This window comes from Thermostichus sp. OS-CIW-29, assembly GCF_054058195.1.
Map to the genome: position 1 here is coordinate 31,675 of NZ_JBSSAB010000014.1, position 18,579 is coordinate 50,253.

Below are 18,579 nucleotides of genomic sequence, written 5' to 3' on the forward strand. Positions count from 1 at the left end.
TGATGCATATTATGCCTGGCATGGGATCCCTGGAGGGCTTTCTCAACCTGGACAAGCCGGCGGGGCTCACCTCCCACGACTGTGTGGCAGTGGTGCGGCAGGTCTTGCGCACCCGCAAGGTGGGGCATGGGGGCACCTTGGATCCGGCGGCAACGGGGGTTTTGCCGATTGCGGTGGGACGGGCAACACGCTTTTTGTCGTTTTTGTCGGGGGATAAGGTGTATCAAGCAACCTTCCGATTTGGACAGCGTAGCGACACCGACGATGCTGAAGGGCAGATCCGGTTGGGATCCCCTTGTCCTGGGTTGAGTCGCGAGCAGGTGGAGCAGTGCTTGCGGGAGTTTACCGGCGAGATCTGGCAGGTGCCGCCCCTCTACAGCGCCCTTAAGCGGCAGGGGAAAAAGCTCTACCAGTTGGCCCGTGCCGGCGTGGAGGCTGCGGAACTCCAGTTGGAACCCCGACGGGTGGTCATTCGGCAACTGCGCATCCTGGGCTGGCGAGCCGGAGACTTTCCGGAAGTGGATCTAGAAATTGCCTGTGGCCCCGGCACTTATATCCGTGCCCTTGCCCGCGATGTGGGGGAAAAATTGGGCTGTGGAGGGCTGATGAGCCGGCTGCGACGGCTGCAAAGTGGCCCCTTTCGCATCGCAGAAAGCCTGCCCCTGGAGAAATGGCAGGGATCCGCGGATCCCGCTGCTGCCCTGCTGCCCATTGAGTGGGGATTTGCCGATTGGGGTGCGGTACAGCTCTCTTCCGCCGAAGCGAAGCAGTGGCTGCAGGGTCAGGCCATTCCCCTCGACCGGCCCATTATCGGTGCCCCTACTTTGCGGGTGCTGGATGAGGAGGGCAAGTTTTTGGGCTTGGGGTACGGTCAGGCAGGTCAGCTCAAGCCGCTGCGGGTGTTGTCGCCGGATCCCTAGAGTGTTGCAGAAAAGTTACATTTTCGTAACAACATTTGCCATTGTCTCAGGGGGAAGCGGGAAAGAAACCCCTGCATGCTAAACTTCTGAGGGCGAAGGGGAGCCTGAAGCGTCGCCGTTGCCGGGCTCTGGCTCGATTTTCCAAGGTTGACCTTTGGATGTTGTCCGGCAAAATCTCTTCTCATTTTTTCATCTCAAGCTACTTTACAAAATAAAGTCACAAGAATGGAGCTGGGGATATGCGGGATGCCGTAACCACGCTGATCAAAACCTACGACCTGACGGGCCGCTACTTGGATCGGGAGGCAATGGATGCGCTCAAGGCTTTTTATGACTCGGGGCTGCGGCGCATCAAGGCCGTGAACGTGATCAATCTCAACTCAGTGGATATCGTCAAAACGGCTGCTGCGGCCATGTTCGCCCAGGTGCCAGATCTCATTCGTCCGGGAGGCAACGCCTACACCACCCGCCGCTATGCCACCTGTTTGCGGGATATGGACTACTTCTTGCGCTACGCTTCTTACGCGCTGGTGGCTGCCGATAACAGTATTCTGGATGAGCGGGTGTTGGCGGGCTTGCGGGAGACCTACAACTCCCTCGGTGTGCCCATCGCCCCGACGGTGATTGGGATCCAAAACATGAAAACCCGCACCCTGGAGCTGCTTGGCTCCGGCGAAGACTATAGCTTTGTGGCCGAGCCCTTCGATTACCTGAGCGCTAAGCTGAGCGAAACCGATATCTGAGCGCCTACTCTCACTCGTCGGCGTAGGGATTGGCCGGCACCGGTATCGGCTCCACCTGCTCGGCAGCGATTACCAACTGAGATTGGCCATCCCGCTGCTCCACGGCCATGCGCCCCTCCAGACGCAGCCAACTGTCGGCAGTTAACTGCTCTGCCTCTGGCCAGCGCACCGGCAAGCCCACGGGGTAAGCATCGGCAGCACAGCAGCTAACCAAAAACCGAGCAATAACAAAGTGGTCGGGTCGCTCGTCAGGAATGACGAACCCCTGCACCCGCACCGGCTGGTCTTCATAGGTGTAGGGATCCGGGTAAACATCCAAGGTGCGCACCCAGTCCAGCAGAGTTCGCTGACGGGGGTCGAGCTTGGGGCGAAAAGCCTGCGGCTGGCTACGAGATACCCCCAGATAGGGAGATACCCCTCGGTTGAGGGCAGTTTGGCTGGAGAGTGGTCGTGGCTCGACCCAAAACCCCAGCAGGGCCGTCAGGATCAACAGTCCTGCGCCCAGCCGCGGCCCCAATAGTGAGGCATGGACTTCAGAAGAGGCAACTTTGGCTCCTCGCCAACGGCCAATCCCCAAGCCCAACAGACACAGCCCAGCCAACAACGCCACATTCACATAGCCGGGATTGATCAACATCAGCAGGGTGCCCCGCCAGCGATAAACGATCAGCAGGATCCCTAGCAACATCAACCCAACCGCCTCCCAGTAGGCTGTATTGCCCCACCGCAACGGTTTGGACTCCGTCCCGCTGACGCGACCGACAGGCCGAGACATACCCTTGGTTTTCGCGTGCGGTTCCTCTGGATTTTGTTTTTCTCGAAGACGACCAGAACTGCTTTTGGGCATGGGTTGCAGCTTTTTCACACCACTCCGAGCCTAAGTTTAGCAATCCTCGCGGAAGTGCCCACTGCCGGCGTTGGGGAATGCCTGTGCTGCCAATTTCCCAGTCACAGGTATCGGGTTGCCCGAATAAGGCAAGGACTCCGTCCCCCTAACGCGAACAGCAAAACATTTCGTTTGGCTCACGTTCTTTGATTGCCGTCTTTACAGCTTCAGGGATCCCATCATCAATTCAACAAATCCAGCCACAGATAACCTCACATTGATATCCCATTGATAACGGACTTTGGCGTGATAGACAGGGTTGCAGGCTGATGTATAAAGCCTAGGGAGTTGCTGCAATTTTGGCAGCCTGCTCTACAGTGGGATAGACGCAACTGAGATAGCACACGCGAATGTTGGCAAGGATACCCACCTGGCTGCGGGGAGTCAGCTATGCCATCTATGGCTTTCTCTACCTGCCAATTCTGCTGATCGCCGTCTACTCCTTTAACCGAGCCCGCTTTGGCCTGGCGTGGACAGGTTTTACCTTCGATTGGTACCTTTCCCTGTTTCAGAATGCCCTGGTCTGGCAGGCCACGCAAAATACCCTCGTCCTGGCGTTGGTCAGCACGCTGGTCAGCACGCTGCTGGGATCCCTGCTGGGCTATGGGCTGTATCGCTATCGCTTCCCCGGTAAAAAGATCCTGCAGGGGCTGATGCTGTTGCCGGTGATCGTCCCCGATATTGTGATGGCCATCGCGCTGCTGCTATTCTACCAGTTTGTGCGCTTTTACACGGGCCTCTTTGAGCTGGGCTTGGGGACGATGATCTTGGCCCACATTACGTTTCAGATTGCTTTTGTGGCTATTGTGGTGCGCAGCCGTCTCCAACTTTTGGATCCCGCCCTGGAAGAAGCAGCCTATGACCTCTATGCAAACACCTGGCAAAAGCTACGCTATGTCACCTTGCCCTTGGCCATGCCAGGGATCCAAGCTGCCGCTTTGCTGGCTTTTACCCTTTCGATAGATGATTTTGTCATCTCCTTTTTTACCAGTGGGCCGGAGAGCCTGACCTTGCCAATTTTGATCTACAGCACGGCGCGACGAGGAGTTACCCCGGAAATCAATGCCCTCTCCACCTTGATCATTCTGGTTACCTTGATCTTGGTCGTGGGCTTCCCCCTGCGGAGTGCTCCGCACCGCTGACGCGAACAGCCGCTCCCGCCTGGGATCCCGCTAGCCGTTCTCGACAGTTCCCCCTCTCCCCCTGAGAGAGGTTGGAGATGAGGGCGTGACATACTCCCATCGCTGACCCTACGGGTACAGCGTGGGCTTCTCGCTTCAAAGTGCTACGCACCGCTGACGCGAACGGGGAGCCTACGCAAGAACCCTCCACGAGCAGACACGGAATGCCCTACCGCGTAGTTGCACCAGATTCCGGCAAAAGCCGTTTTGTGCAAGTACTCCCATCATACACCATGTGGGGGTATCTGTATCCCGACACTGACTCTACGAGTACAGTGCGGGGCTTAGCTACCCCCACACCCCGACAAGCTAAGCCTAAGTGTTGAAGTAGCGGGCTGCCGGATGGTAAGCAACGATGGCGGTGGTGGACTGTTCCGGATCCAATTGATCGCTTTCGTCCATGGTGAGGCCAATGCGCTCGGCCTGGAGCACCTGCAGCAGAACCCGTTGGTCGGCGATGTTGGGGCAGGCGGGATAGCCGAAGCTGTAGCGGGATCCCCGATAGCCCTGGTGCAGGATCTTGCGGATGTCGGGGCTATCTTCGTGGCCGAACCCCAGCTCCCGCCGGATGCGGGCATGGCACCATTCCGCCAGGGCTTCCGCCAGGGTCACAGCCAGGCCGTGGAAATACAGGTAGTCGGTGTACTGGCCCTCGGCAAAGAGGCGCTGGGCATAGGCGGTGGCTTCTGCCCCTACCGTGACCGCCTGCATGGGGAAGACATCTACTAGGCCAGTGGAGCGAGCGGCGAAGAAGTCGGCGATACAGTAGCGGTGGCCGCTCTTTTGGCGGGGGAAGGTGAAGCGGGCCAATTCCCGCACCTGGGGAGAAAGCTGGGGCCGCTCGACCGTCGGCAGTTGGAAATAGGTGGTGGAGCCTGGCTCCAGGGCAAACAGCTCCGGGAAGCTGGCCGGGTCGAACAGGATTAGAGTATTTCCTTCCGCCTGCGCCGGGAAATAGCCGTAGACCACTTGGGGGTGCAGCAGATCTTCTGCCAGGATCCGCTCTTTCCAGCGCTCGATCACCGGCTCCACCTGGGTGGCGATAAACTCGGCAAACTCCTCCGCCGACTGGTCGCGGGGCTTGCGAATCTGCCATTGTCCGGCCACCAGGGCCTGCTTGTCGATGTAGAAGAAGACTTCCGGCCAGGGGATCTGATCCGAGGCGAGAAGTTTGGATCCCCAGAAAGGCGGGATGGGTCGCTCGGTCTCCAGGGCAACGGCTTCAGAGCGGCGGGTGTCTTGGGACTCGGAGAGGGTGAGGGCGGGAGCAGCTCCCACGGTGGTCTCCGCAGGGGGCAGGCTGGGATCCGTTTCCTCTGGAACCCAAGAAGCCTCTTTCTGGCCATTGGCAGAGGGGGATCCCTGCTCCAAGTCATCCAGAAAACCCAGCCGGTCGTCCCAGCGTCCGGCAGCTTTGGCCTGCATCAGCCGATCCATAAAGTTCAGATCAGTAAAGGCGTCGCGGCCATAGATCACCTGGCCTTTGTAGGTCTGGCGGCAGTCTTCTTCCACAAAGCGGCGGGTGAGGGCAGCCCCTCCCAAAATGACGGGAACCGTGATGCCCCGCTCGTTAAACACCTCCAAGTTCTCCTTCATAAAGGCGGTGGATTTTACCAACAGGCCGCTCATGGCAATGCAGTCGGCCTTGCTCTTTTCATAGGCTTCGATGATGTTTTCCACCGGCTGCTTGATGCCCAAGTTAATTACCCTGTAGCCGTTGTTGGTGAGGATGATGTCCACCAAGTTTTTGCCAATATCGTGGACATCCCCCTTGACGGTGGCAATCAAAAGAGTGCCTTTGCACACTTCCCCTCCCACCTTTTCCATGAAGGGCTCCAGGTATTTCACCGCCGCTTTCATGGTCTCTGCCGATTGCAGCACAAAGGGCAGTTGCATTTTGCCAGCGCCGAAGAGCTCCCCCACCTCCTTCATGCCATCCAGCAAAAAGGTGTTGATGATCTCCAGGGGAGGATAGTTCTGCAGCGCCTCTGCCAAGGTTTCTTCCAGGCCAATCCGCTCGCCGTCGATGATGTGCCGCCGCAGCCGCTCCTCCAGGGGTAAATCTGCAAAAGATCCGCCAGAGCGCAGTTCCTTCCCGGAAACGCCCGCAAACAGCTCCGTCAGCCGCGCCAGGGGATCGTAGGTGCAAATGCCCGAGGACTCCGTCCCGCTAACGCGAACGGCGTTAAACTGCCGCCGATCCCAGATCAGATCCCGACACACCTGCTGCTGCTCTGCGGGGATCTTGTTCAGGGGCAGGATCTTGGCGGCACTGACGATAGCGGCATCCAGGCCGGCCTCGCGGCACTCGTGCAAAAACACCGAGTTCAACACCACGCGGGCTGCCGGCGAGAGCCCAAAGGAGATGTTGGAAATGCCCAAGAGAATGTGGGTCTCCGGGAAAGCCTGGCGGATACGGCGGATGGCCTCCAGGGTGGCTGCCCCGTTGGCCCGGTCTTCCTCGATGCCGGTGGAAATGGGCAAGGCCAAAGGGTCAAAGAAAATCTCGTAGGGCGGGATCCCGTACTCAACCGCCTGGCGATAGGCGCGCTCGGCAATCTGGAACTTCTTGTCGGCGGTGCGGGCCATGCCCTCTTCGTCGATGGTGCCGATGACCACCCCGGCGCCGTAGGTTTTGGCCAGCTCCAGCACCTTTAGGAAACGTTCTTCCCCATCCTCGTAGTTGGTGGAGTTGAGCAGACATTTGCCTCCCGCCACCTTGAGGCCCGCCTCCATCTTTTGCCAATCGGTGGAGTCCAGCATCAGGGGGATTTGGATTTGGGTGACCAGCCGCGAGACCAGCTCCCGCATATCCCGCACGCCATCCCGGCCCACGTAGTCCACATTCACGTCCAGGATGTGGGCTCCCTCCCGCACCTGCTCCCGCGCTAGGGCCACCAGGCCGTCCCAGTCTTCGGCGTTGAGCAGCTCCCGCATCTTTTTGGAGCCGCTGGCGTTGAGGCGCTCGCCGATGATTAAAAACGAGTTGTCCTGCAGGTAGGGCTGGGGCGTGTAGATCGAGGCAGCAGCCTGGATCCGTTCGATGCTACGACGTTTGGGCCGCAACCCCTGCACGGCTTCCACCAAGGCGGCGATGTGCTCGGGACGGGTGCCGCAACACCCTCCCACCACCGCTACCCCCAGATCCCGCACAAAATGCTCCAGGTGGAAGCGCAACTGCTCCGGGGTGAGCTTGTAGTGGGCTTTGCCGCCGATGTTTTCCGGCAGGCCAGCGTTGGGGATGCAGGAGATGGGGAAAGGAGAATGGCGGGACAGATAGCGGATGTGTTCGACCATCTTGTCTGGGCCGGTGGCGCAGTTGAGGCCCAGCACATCGATGGGATAGGGCTCCAGGATGGCCAGGGCCGCCCCGATCTCCGTGCCCACCAGCATTGTCCCCTGCACCTCAAAGGTGAGGGACACCACCACCGGCAGGCGGATCCCGCGTCGGGCAAACTCCTGCTGCACGGCCACCAGGGCCGCCTTGGTCTGCAAAATGTCCTGGCAGGTCTCGATGATCAGCAGATCCGCCCCACCGTCAACTAGCCCCTGCACCTGCTCCTCGTAGGCAGCCCGCATCTCATCAAAGCTGATGTGCCCCAGGGTGGGCAGCTTGGTGGTGGGGCCAATGGAGCCGGCCACAAAACGGGGCTTTTCCGGCGTCGCAAACTCGGCTGCTACCCGCTTGGCCAGTCGCGCCGCCGCCACGTTCAGCTCGTAGGCTTTTTCCGGGATCCCGTACTCGGCCAAAACGATGGAGGTAGCCCCAAAGGTATTGGTCTCAACAACGTCGGCCCCCACTTCCAGAAAGCCGCGGTGTACCCGCTCCACCGCCTCCGGCTTGGTCAGCACCAGCATCTCGTTGCAACCCTCCAGCTCCGGCCCACCAAAATCCGCTGCCGTCAGGTTCTGGGCCTGGAGGGAGGATCCCATCGCCCCATCAAAGACAATCACACGTTCCTGGAGATGCTGCAGGAAGGGATGGGTCATAGAAGTCAAAGTCAGGCAGGGTGTCATCGACCTAGAGTCTGATTTAAGTTAGCATCGAGCCATTTGCCCGGACTAGGCCGAAGGATGGATCCCTGGCCAGGGCTTCCATTCTGGCCATTGTTGAGGCGAATTTAACATTTTCTTTGCCTGCCCCGTTGCTGTTTCCCCCAGGTCGGGCTAATTTAGGGAAGACGTTTTGGTGTGAACGGCTACAGTTGCTCGCAAGTGTTCCTCCCAGGGTCACTTGCCGCCTGCTGTAGAGCGATCTTCTCCTCGCAGGTTGGAGTGGTTGAGGTGCTGAATGTTCCGCCCCCCCAGTGAAGTGCCTCGCACCCCGTCGCAGGATTGGCGAAGAGAAAGATCCACCTCTCGCCATCTTGAGAGGTTCCGCCCACCAAGATGACGGGTCTTGCGCCAGTTCAGTTGAGCCCCATGAGCGATATCTGCTTCCAGATTGACCCGAGCAATCGGTTATCCAGAAGCGGGCAGGCTTGCCTAGGGCAACTCAGGCTTTGGCTTGCGGATATCGGCTCCCTCACTCTGGCGTTGTGGGATGCAGCAGGGCTGCAACTTGCTCCTCTCCCTTTGGCGTCTAAGCTCCCTTAGTCACCTTTAGTTGTCTGTGATTAGGATCACGAGGAACTCAGCATGGCTCAAGCAAAGGAATTGGTGAAATCGGGTAAAACAGCTCTTCTCGAATCGGATCTGGAAAATCCACCTTCTGGCACCCTGGAGTTGGACACGGAGACAGATACCCTCGAGAGCGAACTGGATACCGGTGACACTGATGCTTTTGATGAGGATGACGACGACGAAGAGGCAGCAGAGGAGGATGGAGAGACTGCCGCCGCCGGTGCCAAAGGTCGCTCAAAGCGCAAGGCGGCCAGTAAGAAAAAGCCCTACACCGATGACTCTATCCGGGTCTATTTGCAAGAAATTGGGCGTATCCGGCTGCTGCGGGCCGATGAAGAAATCGAGCTAGCCCGAAAAATTGCCGATCTGCTGGAGCTAGAGCGCGCTCGCGAGGCCGTTTTTCAGCGTATGGGCCTCTGGTCAGACCCAGAAGAGGTGCCGGACACCCTCTGGGCAGAAGAGGTCAAGATGTCCTTGCCGGAATTTCGGCGGCGGTTGCATCGGGGGCGGCGGGCCAAAGAAAAGATGGTGCAGTCTAATCTGCGTTTGGTGGTGTCCATCGCCAAAAAGTACATGAACCGGGGCCTGTCTTTTCAGGATTTGATTCAGGAGGGATCCCTGGGCCTGATTCGGGCAGCCGAGAAATTCGACCACGAGAAGGGCTACAAGTTCTCCACCTATGCGACGTGGTGGATTCGACAGGCCATCACCCGCGCCATTGCCGACCAATCCCGCACCATTCGCCTGCCTGTCCACCTCTACGAGACGATCTCCCGCATCAAAAAGGTAACCAAGTTGCTTTCCCAGGAATTGGGCCGCAAGCCCACCGAAGAGGAGATCGCCACCCGCATGGAGATCACCATCGAGAAGTTGCGCTTTATCGCCAAGTCGGCCCAGCTTCCCATCTCTTTGGAAACCCCCATCGGCAAGGAAGAGGATTCTCGGCTGGGAGACTTTATCGAGTCGGATGGGGAGACGCCGGAGGATCGGGTGGCCAAAGTCTTGCTCAGAGAAGATCTGGAAAGCGTTTTGGAAACCCTCACCGCCCGCGAACGGGATGTGTTGAAGTTGCGCTACGGCTTGGATGATGGCCGCATGAAAACTCTGGAGGAAATCGGCCAGATCTTTAATGTCACCCGTGAGCGAATCCGGCAGATCGAGGCTAAGGCTCTGCGCAAGTTGCGCCACCCCAACCGCAACAGCGTGTTGAAGGAATACATCCGGTGACTCTGGGGCCCATTCCTTCTAGCTCTCAGGGAGAGCCGGGGCAAGGGATCCAAGAGAGTTCCCGGCCCCCTAAGGCAGACTGAGTTGGAACTGCCAACCCGCGCGATGGAGGATCTTCAGCATGAACTCGAACCAGACTCCGCGGATCCCAGTCTTTCTGAAAAAGCAGCCCTCTTTCTGGTGTTGGCCGCGGTGGGCGCCATCGGAGCTTTGGTGGCCAAGCTCACCATTGTCAAGCTCACCATTGTGGTGGGGCGCACCGTTCGCAAGGATTCCTATTTTCTCTCCCAGAGGGCTGGATTGGCGGATCCCTTTACACAGACTCAAGGACTGAGCGATTGCGGCGCTTCTGGGCAGCCTTGACTTTCTACACGGCCCTGCCTCTGGGGTGGGTCGGAGACTTGCCGTTTGAGGGCATTGCCGCCTGGCTGCCAGGGGTAGGTGTGTTGCTGGGCGGGATCCTCTCCCTGGCTGGGATCCTGCTGCAGATTTTCCCCAATCCGGTGCGGGCCGCTTTGCTCTTGGCCCTGTGGGTTCTCTTGACCGGTGGGCTACACCTGGACGGGGTGGCCGATACTGCCGATGGCTTGGCGATCAATGTCCACAAGAATCCTTACAAAGGGGATCCGGAACGGTCAACTGAGGATGGACAAAAATCTGACTTGCAGGGATCCCGTCGCCGTCTGCAGGTGATGAGCGATAGCCACACCGGGGCCTATGGGGTACTGGCCTTGGTGCTGCTGCTGCTGCTGAAATTTGCTGCCCTGAGCAGCGTTCGAGCTTGGCCCCTCTTGCTGCTGGTGCCCGCCTGGGGGCGTTGGGGCCAGTTGCTCGCCATTGCCCTGTACCCCTATCTGCGAGAGCAGGGATCCGCCCGCTTCCTCAAAGACTCCACTTCCCTGCCGGGATCCCTGTGGCCGGGCACTCTGCTTGTGCTGGCCATCACCGGGGGGTTGGGCTGGGCTGGGATCTTGGCTTGGCCCCCTTTGCTGCTCTGGACGCTGGGATCCGCCCTGGGGGCTTGGGCCGTGGGCTACTGGATCTACCGCCAGTTGGGAGGACACACGGGCGATACCTACGGAGCTACGGTGGAATGGTCAGAAGCGATAGCATTGCTGTGGGGATCCCTTATTGGGCCATCATGAATCTGATACATTTACGCTGAACACTGCTGAACATCACTGTTCAACTATGCAGCGATAGCATTCTGTTTGTTTCCATTCGCGTTAGCGGGACGGAGTCCAAACAGAATGGCGGTATCCCGCAAAGCTTTGAGTAGAATACCCAAAGCGCAGTTTCCGTGTCGTCTTACTACCAATTTTCTGCTTTGCTTTGGCTACCATGTTGGCAGACTCGAAAGTAAACAGAAAGATCAACTGGTAGTAATCCGTACTGAACATATTATACATTATTTTCAGTATAGTTGAGCTTATTATTGACTAGAGTCATGCTCCTGACCGTCCTGAAGACTTCCTTCCAGATTACCCTGGCTCCCCTGTCCATCGACCGTGTCCACCAAGAGGCCTACCATCCGGGCAATGGGGCCGTGGTGGTGATGAGCGGTACCGTTCGAGACAACACCAATGGCCGCCCTGTCGATTACCTGGAATACCAAGCCTATGAGCCCATGGCCCTGAAGGTCTTCGCCGATATTGCCCGACAAATTCAGCAGCGCTGGCCAGATGCCAACAGTGTGGTCATCCACCACCGCATCGGCAAGCTGCGCATTGGCGAGATCAGCGTCTTGGTGGCGGTGGGCACCCCTCATCGGGCCGAAGGGTTTGCTGCCTGCCAATTTGCCATCGACACCCTCAAGCACAACGCCCCCATCTGGAAAAAAGAATACTGGCGAGATGGCACCAGCGCCTGGGTGAGCCTTGGCGCTTGCGAGCTCTCTTCGGCATAGATCCCCCTACACCATACCCACTTGCTCAGCCAAACCCAATTGCTGGCGGGCTGTTTGGCAATCTTGCTGAATTTGCTGAATCAAATCTGCCACCGTGGGAAATCTCCGCTCTGGGCGGATAAAGCCCCGTAGCGCCACCCGCACCTCTTGCCTGTAGAGATCTCCTGTCCAATCCAATAGATGCACCTCGACGGTGTGCTGTAAACCGGCAAAGGTGGGCCGATGGCCAATGTTCATCACCCCAGGTAGAGCTGCCGCAGCAGCAGGCACATCCACCCAAACGCTGTACACCCCATCGCGGGGCAAAAACTTCTCCGGAGGCAAGCGGAGGTTGGCGGTGGGAAAGCCCAGTTGTCGGCCCCGCTGATCCCCTTGCACCACTTCTCCCGTTAGCCGGTAAGGACGACCCAAGAGCGCTTCGGCGGTGGACACCTCCCCAGTCGCCAAGGCAGCTCGAATGCGAGAGCTGCTCACCCGTTCCCCGTTGAGTTTCGTCTCCGGGATTACCTCCACCGGAATGCAGCGCTCGGATCCCCAAGCCTGGAGCGTTTGGGCGTTGCCGGAGCGACGGTGACCAAAGCAAAAATCCCAACCGACGCTGAGATGGCGAACGCGCAGGCCCTGTTCAAGTACCGTTTGGATAAACTCTTGGGGGGGCTGGCAGGCAAATGCAGGGGTGAAGGGGAGCAGTACCACCTGCTCAAAGCCCATTTGCGCCAACAGATCCAGCTTTTCGGCAGGGGGAGTGAGCAACAGCTGAGGCCGCCTCGTCAAGACTTCCTGGGGATGGGGATGAAAGGTGAGGACAGTACGTACCCCCTGAAGAGAATCTCGAATCGGCTGCAGCACCTTCTGATGGCCCAGATGCAAGCCATCGAAGTTCCCGATGGCCACAGCGGTGGGTCGCAAGGTTTGAGCCAGATCAGAAGTGATGTGCACTGTTCGGGATCCTAAAAACAGCCAACCAACTGCCTACCCCAGAGGCCACAGCAGGGCCACCAACCCACTCAAGCCCACTACGCCCCACAAGCTCCGTCGCAGGCGCTGCAACACAGGATCAATCTGATACCTGACAATCAGCCGATGCTGAGCCAGCTCCTCTTCTGACTTGGCATACATCGCCCCATCGTACCAGCCACTTTCTTCATAGGGAATCTGGGCTTGTACCAAGCGCCGCCGCACATAAGCCCATCCCAAGTAGAGATGGAGCAACACCAGGCCGAGCAAGACATTGGCCCCCAGCACCGACCCAGAGACAAAGTGGCCCCAATCTCCGGCAAAGCTGCTCCAAACCAGCGGGGAAACCGCCAGCACAACAGCTCCCCAAACCCCAAAGATTCGTTTTAAGTAAGGGATCCACCCCAAAGCAGGCCAGGAAAAAGGAAAGGCTTCCCTCAGCTCTGCATATTGCCGGAGCGGCTGTTGCTCAGCGGGAATGGGATGGGAGGGATCCAGCATAGACCTTAACGTATCTACACAAAATGATATCGGTCGGGTTGGCCCCCCGCCAAGCCCATCCTCAGACCTCCATCTCTCGACGAAGACAGCCTAGAAATCCAGCCCAGGCATCTTCCCGATCAACCGAAGGGGAGCGGGGTATCGTATTTATTAAAGTGTGGTCGCGTCTACAACTTATCCCATCATGAGCGTCACGAGCGAATCTGCCGCCACTGCCGCACCCTATGTAGTCTTAAAAGAGCCGGATGGCAGCCAAAGAAAACACGTTCTCTCGGGAGCGACCGCTTGGACCCTAGGCCGTGATGAGGACAACGCCATCGTCTTGAGCGATCCCAGCGTTTCCCGCCAACATGCCCTGCTGCAATACCTCGACAACAACAGCATCTATCTCATCGATCTGGGCAGCCGCAACGGCTCGTTTGTCAACAATCGCCGCGTCAGCATTCCCACCCTGCTGCAGGATGGGGATCACCTCACCCTTGGACAATCCCAGCTGGAGTTCCACAGCGGATCCCTGGCCAGCTCGGAACCCAGCCCTGCGGCCAAACCTTCGGACACCCTGGTTTTACAAACCCGCTGGCTGATCTCGGTGGCGGTGGTGGATGTGCGAGGTTACGGACAACTGACTCAACAACTGGACGAGCGCCTGCTTTCCCAGGTGATGGGCGATTGGTTCCGGCGGGGTGGGGATATCATTCAGCAGTACGGGGGCACTGTCGATAAATACATTGGCGATGCGATTATGGCCGTTTGGTTCCATGTGCCCCAAGCCAACACTGCTTCTCTGGGCACGGAAGCGCCGGGAATTCACCTCGATGTGAAGTCGGTTTTGCAGGCCATAGCGAAGCTGTTTCAAATGACCGAGCAGCTGAACGGTGAGTTTCCGCTGCCTTCTCCCATTCGTCTGGGGGCAGGGGTCAACACAGGCTCGGCAATCGTGCGCCAGGTGGGCAACAACACCCGCCAAGAATATACGGCTCTGGGAGATACGGTGAATTTGGCCTTTCGCATCGAGAGCGCTACCCGCACCCTCAACGCCGACCTGGCGATCAGCCAGGACACCTATACCTGCTTGGCCAAACAGCTGGGGCAGGCAGCCGCCTGCTTCTCCCATCAGGCTGTGGAGCTGAAGGGGTATGCCCACCGCCATCAGGTGTACTACTGCGATGTGTGGTCTTTGCAAGCCGTTCTCAGCCCCTAGACTTGGATCCGACTACTCGGAGATGTCTTGCCGCTGTCTGCTGTCTGACAGAGCAAGGTGGGGGATCCCGCTGTTCTTTTAGAACCTCCTGCTGCTCCTGGAGCCGATAGGATCCCATTTCGATTGCACGAGAGCCCGGCCCATGAGTGTGGTGAATCGCCCCGAGGTGGTGGCAGAGCTAACCGAACTCTACCATCAGTACGAAGCTGCCCTGACGAGCAATGATGTGCCCACCCTAACCCGCCTGTTTTGGGATGGCCCCCAGGTGGTGCGCTTTGGGGTGGGGGAAAATCTCTACGGGGGAGAGGAGATCAAGGCTTTTCGCCAACAGCGCCCTCCCACGAATTTGGCCCGCGAGATGCTGCGTTTGCAGGTGGTCACCTTTGGGGAAGATTGCGGCTCGGTCACCCTAGAGTTTCGCCGTCCGGTGAACGGGATCCCTCGCTTGGGCCGCCAAAGCCAGATGTGGTACAGGTTCCCCGATATCGGCTGGAAGATTGTCTCTGCCCACGTGTCGTTTTTGCCGGAAGATCAGGGGGAAATGCTGCGCAAAAGCTGGGGATCCACCTCGCCCACGTAGGTATTCAGCCCAATGGCCGTGGCGATCAAAGCCCCGTCCACCTCCACCCGCCGATACTGGGAGATGGCCTCTGCCAGGGGCACATCCACCACCCGCCGATTTTGCCAGGCCACCATGCGGTCGTATTTGCCTTGGGCGATCAAGTCCACAGCAGCCACCCCAAAGGCTGCTCCCAGCAGGCGATCCAGAGGAGAAGGCGTACCTCCCCGCTGCAGGTGGCCCAAAACCATAACCCGGGTTTCGATGCCGGTGCGCAGGGCGATCTCATTGCTGATGTAATGGCCGATGCCGCCGTAGAGAGACTGCCCCAGGCTGTTGGTGTAGGTCACCGGCTCCCCCGACTCGGTGCGAACTGCCTCCGCCACCACCACGATGCTGAAGTTATTGCCCCGCTCTTTGCGGTCGCGGATTCTTTTGCAGACATTCTCCAGCTTGTAGGGAATTTCCGGGATCAAAATCACATGCGCCCCCCCGGCAATGCCGGCGCTGATGGCAATGTGACCGGCATCCCGCCCCATGACTTCCATGACCATGACTCGGCTGTGGCTGATGGCCGTGTAGGTGAGCTGATCTAGAGCTTCCACAGCCACGCTCAGAGCTGTGTTGAACCCCACCGAATACTCGGTGGCACCGACATCGTTGTCGATGGTCTTGGGGATCCCGACAAAGTTCCAATCCCCCTGCAGGGCCAGTTGCCGGAGAATGGCCAAGCTGCCATCCCCCCCCACCCCGATCAGCGCATCCAACCCAAGCCGGTGGTAGCCGGTGATCACCTCTGCCGAGCGATCCACCAAGCTGCCATCGGGCATAGGGTAGGCGAAGGGGTTGCCTTTGTTCACGGTGCCCAAGATGGTGCCGCCGTAGCGCAAAATGCCGGAAACCCGCTTCACATCCAGCAGCTCCGCCTCCACCGGTCGAGCCATGAGTCCTGCCGTCGCATCTTTGATGCCATAAACTTCCATATCGTAGTCGCGGGCCCGCCGCACCACTGCTCGAATCACAGCGTTGAGGCCGCCACAATCGCCGCCACTGGTGAGGATCCCGATTCGCTTACGTTTGGGCATAGAGCTCTAGTTAAAGAAAGGTGAACATCCTGAACAGAGATAAGGGTCTATATCGCTTGCAGAGAATCCCTACTCAATCGCAAACTACGGATGTGATCCAGTCGATCATTATCCCAATTATCTTGGTTCAATCAGCTCTGGAGAAACACCTTCTGGTTGGGGGAGTGCTGAAAAAGAAGAAATTGAGGGATCCATACAGCCCAGCAAGATCAGGTCAGCTTGCGTTCCCGGTGGGGTTTGGGGTTGGCGATCAAGCCCAGCCGTTAAGCATCCTTCACAAAAAGGATTAAGAAACATTGCTGCACAAGCTGCCGATTAGGAAAGACTTCTATATCTCTGAGGATAGATCTTTCCAAAAAAACTTGGGGGCAACAATCCACTCAAAAACTGAAATTATTTGTTAAGCAGGGATGATCAAAACCTGGTCAACCCGATGATAGGGATGAGGATAGAGATAAAGCATCCAGTCTGATTTGGGAGCAGTACCATGACTCAAACCATTGCCCAGTGTGCTCTACAAGGGGCCTCAGAGTTGCTCAGCCGCTACCGGCAGGGAGAGCGCCATTTTCCCCAGTCCTGCTTGGAGTATGCCTTTTTGAGGGGGGTCGATCTGCGAGGGGCCAATCTCGAGGGATCCGATTTGCATGGGGCTAACCTGCGCTACGCCAACCTGCGGGGCAGCAATCTGGCGAAGGCTGATCTGCGCTGTGCCGACCTGCGCTATGCCGACCTTGAGGGAGCCTGCTTGGAAGGGGCCAATTTGAGGGGATCCCTCTACAATCACAGCACCTGCTTCCCGGTGGGGTTTGATCCGGTGACGGCAGGGATGCAGCCCTTTGAATTTTGATTGGGGAAGGAGAGGGGATCCCTGAGCCCTCAGGCCGGGGGAAAGCGCTCCCGCAAATCTCGAATCACCGGAGCGGGCACCAGGTGATCGATGGGGCCGCCCAGCTTGGCGACCTCCTTCACCAGGCTGCTGCTGACAAAACTGTGCTCGCTGGCGGTGGCCAGAAAGAGGGTTTCCAGTTCGGGAGCCAGCAGCTTGTTGGTGTGGGCCATTTGCAGCTCCACATCGAAGTCCGACAAGACTCGCAAGCCGCGCACGATCACCTTTGCCCCCCGTTGACGGGCGTAGGCCACCGTCAGACCTGAAAACGTATCAACCTCAACATTTTTGAGATGGGCCGTGGACAGGCTAATCTGGGCTTGCCGCTGCTCTGGGCTGAACAGAGGGGTTTTGTTGGGGTTTTTCAAGACGGCGACGATTACCTTGGAAAAAAGACGGCTGGCCCGCTCGATAACATCGAGATGTCCAAGGGTAATGGGGTCAAAGCTGCCGGGGTAGAGGGCGATCATGGCCAACCTCGTGCTATTCCTCACCCTACCTGGTCTCGGGCCCAAGCCAAATAGGTTGTGCTCACTTGAGTGGCTGCCAGAGCCAGGATCTCGGGCTCAGCGTAGGGGTGCAGCTCTCGCAGCCGTTGTTCCAGGCGGGGGTAGGCAGTTGCGGGCAATTTGAGCAGGATGAGGAACTCGGCATCGGTCTGCAGGGATCCCTGCCAGCGATAGTAGGACGTGATCCCGGGCAAGACCTGGGCACAGGCCACATAACGTTCGGCCACCAGGGTATGGGCCAAGCGATGGGCCTCGGTTTCGGATCCCACCGTGGTCATGACAACCGCGAGGGTATCGGGTGTGATCTTGTCGTCCATGCGGGGCAGTGGTTAACCAAGCGGTTCCTCCCTATCCTATCGCCCGCCAAGTTAGACGCTCCTAGCTCAACGGGGGCCTAGATTTGCCGAAATAGGGTCGCTTCTGGTGCCAGCGCCAGGCAGTTTGAATGATCTCGGCCAGGTCGGTGTAGAGAGGTTTCCAGTTGAGATCGCGAAGGATGGCGCCGGCATCGCCCACCAAGCGCGGGGGATCCCCAGGGCGGCGCGCTCCCATTTGCATGGGGATCTGTCTTCCGGTCACGGCTGCTGCGGTGGCAATGACCTCTTTGACGGAAAAGCCTTGGCCATTGCCCAGGTTGTAGGCTGCTGGTACGGGTCGGCCAGAGGCCAGCGCTTCTACCGCCAACACGTGGGCTTGAGCCAGGTCGGTGACGTGAATGTAGTCGCGGATACAGGTGCCATCGGGGGTATCGTAGTCCTCTCCAAAGACCGTGATGTGGGGACGTTGGCCGCCGGCGACCTCCAACACCAAGGGGATCAGGTGGGTTTCCGGGTCGTGGGCCTCCCCAATTTCACCATCGGGATCGGCTCCGGCGGCATTGAAGTAGCGCAGGCTAATGGATCGGATCCCGTGGGCAACCTGGAAATCTTGCAAGATCTGCTCCACCATTAGCTTGCTCTGGCCGTAGGGGTTGATGGGACGTTGCGGATGACTTTCGGGAATGGGAATCCGCTCTGGCATCCCATAAGTGGCACAGGTGCTGGAGAACACCAGGTAAGGGATCCCGTGATCCCGCATGGCCTCCAACAAACTCAGGGATCCGGCCACATTGTTGCGGTAGTATTTGCCGGGATCCTTGACCGACTCGCCCACATAGGCATAGGCAGCAAAGTGGATCACCCCTTCCGGGCGATAGTGCTGGATGACTTGATCAAGCCGCTGGCGGTCGGCGAGATCCCCAATCTCCAACGGCCCCCAGCGAACTGCCCAGGGGTGCCCGTAAACCAAGTTGTCGTAAGTGATGGGCAGATGGCCAGAGGCCGCCAGAGCTTTGCAAGTGTGGCTGCCGATGTAGCCCGCCCCGCCGGTAACCAGGAGACGCATAGGCAAACGTCA

General features: G+C 58.5%; 19 protein-coding genes. 10 read left to right on the plus strand and 9 right to left on the minus strand.

Annotated elements, in window-relative coordinates; all coding sequences use genetic code 11:
- Positions 1-2: 2 nt before the first annotated feature.
- Together truB and apcB are read left to right on the plus strand one after the other, a co-directional pair.
- Complete coding sequence (truB, locus tag ACVWZJ_RS06860) at positions 3-920, plus strand: tRNA pseudouridine(55) synthase TruB (protein ID WP_457395469.1); 918 nt, start codon at positions 3-5, stop codon at positions 918-920.
- Positions 921-1,159: 239 nt separating this feature from the next.
- On the plus strand, positions 1,160-1,663 hold the full coding sequence (gene apcB / locus ACVWZJ_RS06865; RefSeq protein WP_011433791.1) for an allophycocyanin subunit beta: 504 nt from the start codon (positions 1,160-1,162) through the stop codon (positions 1,661-1,663).
- Positions 1,664-1,673: 10 nt separating this feature from the next.
- Here the strand turns inward: apcB and ACVWZJ_RS06870 are convergent, their stop codons facing one another.
- On the minus strand, positions 1,674-2,438 hold the full coding sequence (locus ACVWZJ_RS06870) for a TIGR03943 family putative permease subunit (RefSeq protein WP_414407250.1): 765 nt from the start codon (positions 2,436-2,438) through the stop codon (positions 1,674-1,676).
- 461 nt (positions 2,439-2,899) lie between these two features.
- Between ACVWZJ_RS06870 and ACVWZJ_RS06875 the strand changes: the two genes are divergently transcribed.
- Positions 2,900-3,691 (plus strand): ABC transporter permease, encoded by a 792-nt coding sequence (locus tag ACVWZJ_RS06875; protein WP_011433789.1) that lies wholly within the window; start codon positions 2,900-2,902, stop codon positions 3,689-3,691.
- Between the two features lie 354 nt (positions 3,692-4,045).
- Here the strand turns inward: ACVWZJ_RS06875 and metH are convergent, their stop codons facing one another.
- Together metH and ACVWZJ_RS06885 are read right to left on the minus strand one after the other, a co-directional pair.
- Positions 4,046-7,720, minus strand: a complete 3,675-nt coding sequence (gene metH, locus ACVWZJ_RS06880) for a methionine synthase (RefSeq protein ID WP_457395472.1) — start codon at positions 7,718-7,720, stop codon at positions 4,046-4,048.
- A 240-nt stretch (positions 7,721-7,960) separates the two neighbouring features.
- Complete coding sequence (locus ACVWZJ_RS06885; protein WP_011433787.1) at positions 7,961-8,086, minus strand: hypothetical protein; 126 nt, start codon at positions 8,084-8,086, stop codon at positions 7,961-7,963.
- A gap of 282 nt (positions 8,087-8,368) precedes the next feature.
- Here ACVWZJ_RS06885 and rpoD point away from each other — a divergent pair, with 282 nt between their 5' ends.
- The 4 genes from rpoD to ACVWZJ_RS06905 all read left to right on the plus strand — a co-directional run bounded on the left by rpoD (position 8,369) and on the right by ACVWZJ_RS06905 (position 11,486).
- Positions 8,369-9,580, plus strand: a complete 1,212-nt coding sequence (rpoD, locus tag ACVWZJ_RS06890) for an RNA polymerase sigma factor RpoD (RefSeq protein ID WP_011433786.1) — start codon at positions 8,369-8,371, stop codon at positions 9,578-9,580.
- A 105-nt stretch (positions 9,581-9,685) separates the two neighbouring features.
- Positions 9,686-9,943 carry a hypothetical protein gene (locus tag ACVWZJ_RS06895; RefSeq protein ID WP_148202754.1) on the plus strand — a complete coding sequence of 86 codons (258 nt, stop codon included), beginning with the start codon at positions 9,686-9,688 and terminating at the stop codon, positions 9,941-9,943.
- Positions 9,940-10,725, plus strand: a complete 786-nt coding sequence (locus ACVWZJ_RS06900) for an adenosylcobinamide-GDP ribazoletransferase (RefSeq protein WP_238376764.1) — start codon at positions 9,940-9,942, stop codon at positions 10,723-10,725. The genes ACVWZJ_RS06895 and ACVWZJ_RS06900 overlap by 4 nt, the downstream gene beginning before the upstream one ends.
- A gap of 302 nt (positions 10,726-11,027) precedes the next feature.
- Entirely contained in the window at positions 11,028-11,486 is a 459-nt protein-coding gene (locus ACVWZJ_RS06905; protein ID WP_041436693.1) for a molybdenum cofactor biosynthesis protein MoaE, read from the plus strand.
- 6 nt (positions 11,487-11,492) lie between these two features.
- Here ACVWZJ_RS06905 and ACVWZJ_RS06910 read toward each other — a convergent pair whose 3' ends face one another.
- Entirely contained in the window at positions 11,493-12,425 is a 933-nt protein-coding gene (locus ACVWZJ_RS06910) for a bifunctional riboflavin kinase/FAD synthetase (RefSeq protein ID WP_011433782.1), read from the minus strand.
- Positions 12,426-12,458: 33 nt separating this feature from the next.
- A complete protein-coding gene (locus ACVWZJ_RS06915) occupies positions 12,459-12,944 on the minus strand; it encodes a CGLD27 family protein (RefSeq protein ID WP_011433781.1) in 486 nt (161 codons plus the stop codon).
- Between the two features lie 184 nt (positions 12,945-13,128).
- Here ACVWZJ_RS06915 and ACVWZJ_RS06920 point away from each other — a divergent pair, with 184 nt between their 5' ends.
- Positions 13,129-14,145 carry an adenylate/guanylate cyclase domain-containing protein gene (locus ACVWZJ_RS06920; protein ID WP_011433780.1) on the plus strand — a complete coding sequence of 339 codons (1,017 nt, stop codon included), beginning with the start codon at positions 13,129-13,131 and terminating at the stop codon, positions 14,143-14,145.
- A gap of 142 nt (positions 14,146-14,287) precedes the next feature.
- Positions 14,288-14,725: an oxalurate catabolism protein HpxZ gene (gene hpxZ / locus ACVWZJ_RS06925; protein ID WP_011433779.1), complete on the plus strand. Its 438-nt coding sequence runs from the start codon at positions 14,288-14,290 to the stop codon at positions 14,723-14,725.
- Here hpxZ and ACVWZJ_RS06930 read toward each other — a convergent pair.
- Positions 14,677-15,789, minus strand: coding sequence for an ATP-dependent 6-phosphofructokinase (locus ACVWZJ_RS06930; protein WP_011433778.1), 1,113 nt, complete (start codon positions 15,787-15,789; stop codon positions 14,677-14,679). The genes hpxZ and ACVWZJ_RS06930 overlap by 49 nt on opposite strands.
- Before the next feature lie 487 nt (positions 15,790-16,276).
- On the opposite strand from ACVWZJ_RS06930, the gene ACVWZJ_RS06935 reads away from it, so the two are divergent.
- On the plus strand, positions 16,277-16,636 hold the full coding sequence (locus ACVWZJ_RS06935) for a pentapeptide repeat-containing protein (protein WP_414350044.1): 360 nt from the start codon (positions 16,277-16,279) through the stop codon (positions 16,634-16,636).
- Positions 16,637-16,665: 29 nt separating this feature from the next.
- On the opposite strand, the gene coaD is transcribed toward ACVWZJ_RS06935, so the two are convergent.
- From coaD to galE, 3 genes are all read right to left on the minus strand, one after another.
- Positions 16,666-17,145, minus strand: a complete 480-nt coding sequence (gene coaD / locus ACVWZJ_RS06940) for a pantetheine-phosphate adenylyltransferase (protein WP_414355759.1) — start codon at positions 17,143-17,145, stop codon at positions 16,666-16,668.
- Positions 17,146-17,165: 20 nt separating this feature from the next.
- Complete coding sequence (gene cutA, locus ACVWZJ_RS06945) at positions 17,166-17,501, minus strand: divalent-cation tolerance protein CutA (protein WP_414330961.1); 336 nt, start codon at positions 17,499-17,501, stop codon at positions 17,166-17,168.
- Positions 17,502-17,562: 61 nt separating this feature from the next.
- Positions 17,563-18,567: a UDP-glucose 4-epimerase GalE gene (gene galE / locus ACVWZJ_RS06950; protein WP_457395501.1), complete on the minus strand. Its 1,005-nt coding sequence runs from the start codon at positions 18,565-18,567 to the stop codon at positions 17,563-17,565.
- Between the last annotated feature and the right edge of the window lie 12 nt (positions 18,568-18,579).

Excerpts from the sequence above, each read along its gene's own strand:
- truB (WP_457395469.1), top strand. The coding sequence starts at position 3 with ATGCATATTATGCCTGGCATGGGATCCCTGGAGGGCTTTCTCAACCTG.
- apcB (WP_011433791.1), top strand. The coding sequence starts at position 1,160 with ATGCGGGATGCCGTAACCACGCTGATCAAAACCTACGACCTGACGGGC.
- ACVWZJ_RS06870 (WP_414407250.1), bottom strand. The coding sequence starts at position 2,438 with ATGTCTCGGCCTGTCGGTCGCGTCAGCGGGACGGAGTCCAAACCGTTG.
- ACVWZJ_RS06875 (WP_011433789.1), top strand. The coding sequence starts at position 2,900 with ATGTTGGCAAGGATACCCACCTGGCTGCGGGGAGTCAGCTATGCCATC.
- metH (WP_457395472.1), bottom strand. The coding sequence starts at position 7,720 with ATGACCCATCCCTTCCTGCAGCATCTCCAGGAACGTGTGATTGTCTTT.
- rpoD (WP_011433786.1), top strand. The coding sequence starts at position 8,369 with ATGGCTCAAGCAAAGGAATTGGTGAAATCGGGTAAAACAGCTCTTCTC.
- ACVWZJ_RS06895 (WP_148202754.1), top strand. The coding sequence starts at position 9,686 with ATGGAGGATCTTCAGCATGAACTCGAACCAGACTCCGCGGATCCCAGT.
- ACVWZJ_RS06905 (WP_041436693.1), top strand. The coding sequence starts at position 11,028 with ATGCTCCTGACCGTCCTGAAGACTTCCTTCCAGATTACCCTGGCTCCC.
- ACVWZJ_RS06915 (WP_011433781.1), bottom strand. The coding sequence starts at position 12,944 with ATGCTGGATCCCTCCCATCCCATTCCCGCTGAGCAACAGCCGCTCCGG.
- ACVWZJ_RS06920 (WP_011433780.1), top strand. The coding sequence starts at position 13,129 with ATGAGCGTCACGAGCGAATCTGCCGCCACTGCCGCACCCTATGTAGTC.
- hpxZ (WP_011433779.1), top strand. The coding sequence starts at position 14,288 with ATGAGTGTGGTGAATCGCCCCGAGGTGGTGGCAGAGCTAACCGAACTC.
- ACVWZJ_RS06930 (WP_011433778.1), bottom strand. The coding sequence starts at position 15,789 with ATGCCCAAACGTAAGCGAATCGGGATCCTCACCAGTGGCGGCGATTGT.
- ACVWZJ_RS06935 (WP_414350044.1), top strand. The coding sequence starts at position 16,277 with ATGACTCAAACCATTGCCCAGTGTGCTCTACAAGGGGCCTCAGAGTTG.
- coaD (WP_414355759.1), bottom strand. The coding sequence starts at position 17,145 with ATGATCGCCCTCTACCCCGGCAGCTTTGACCCCATTACCCTTGGACAT.
- cutA (WP_414330961.1), bottom strand. The coding sequence starts at position 17,501 with ATGGACGACAAGATCACACCCGATACCCTCGCGGTTGTCATGACCACG.
- galE (WP_457395501.1), bottom strand. The coding sequence starts at position 18,567 with ATGCGTCTCCTGGTTACCGGCGGGGCGGGCTACATCGGCAGCCACACT.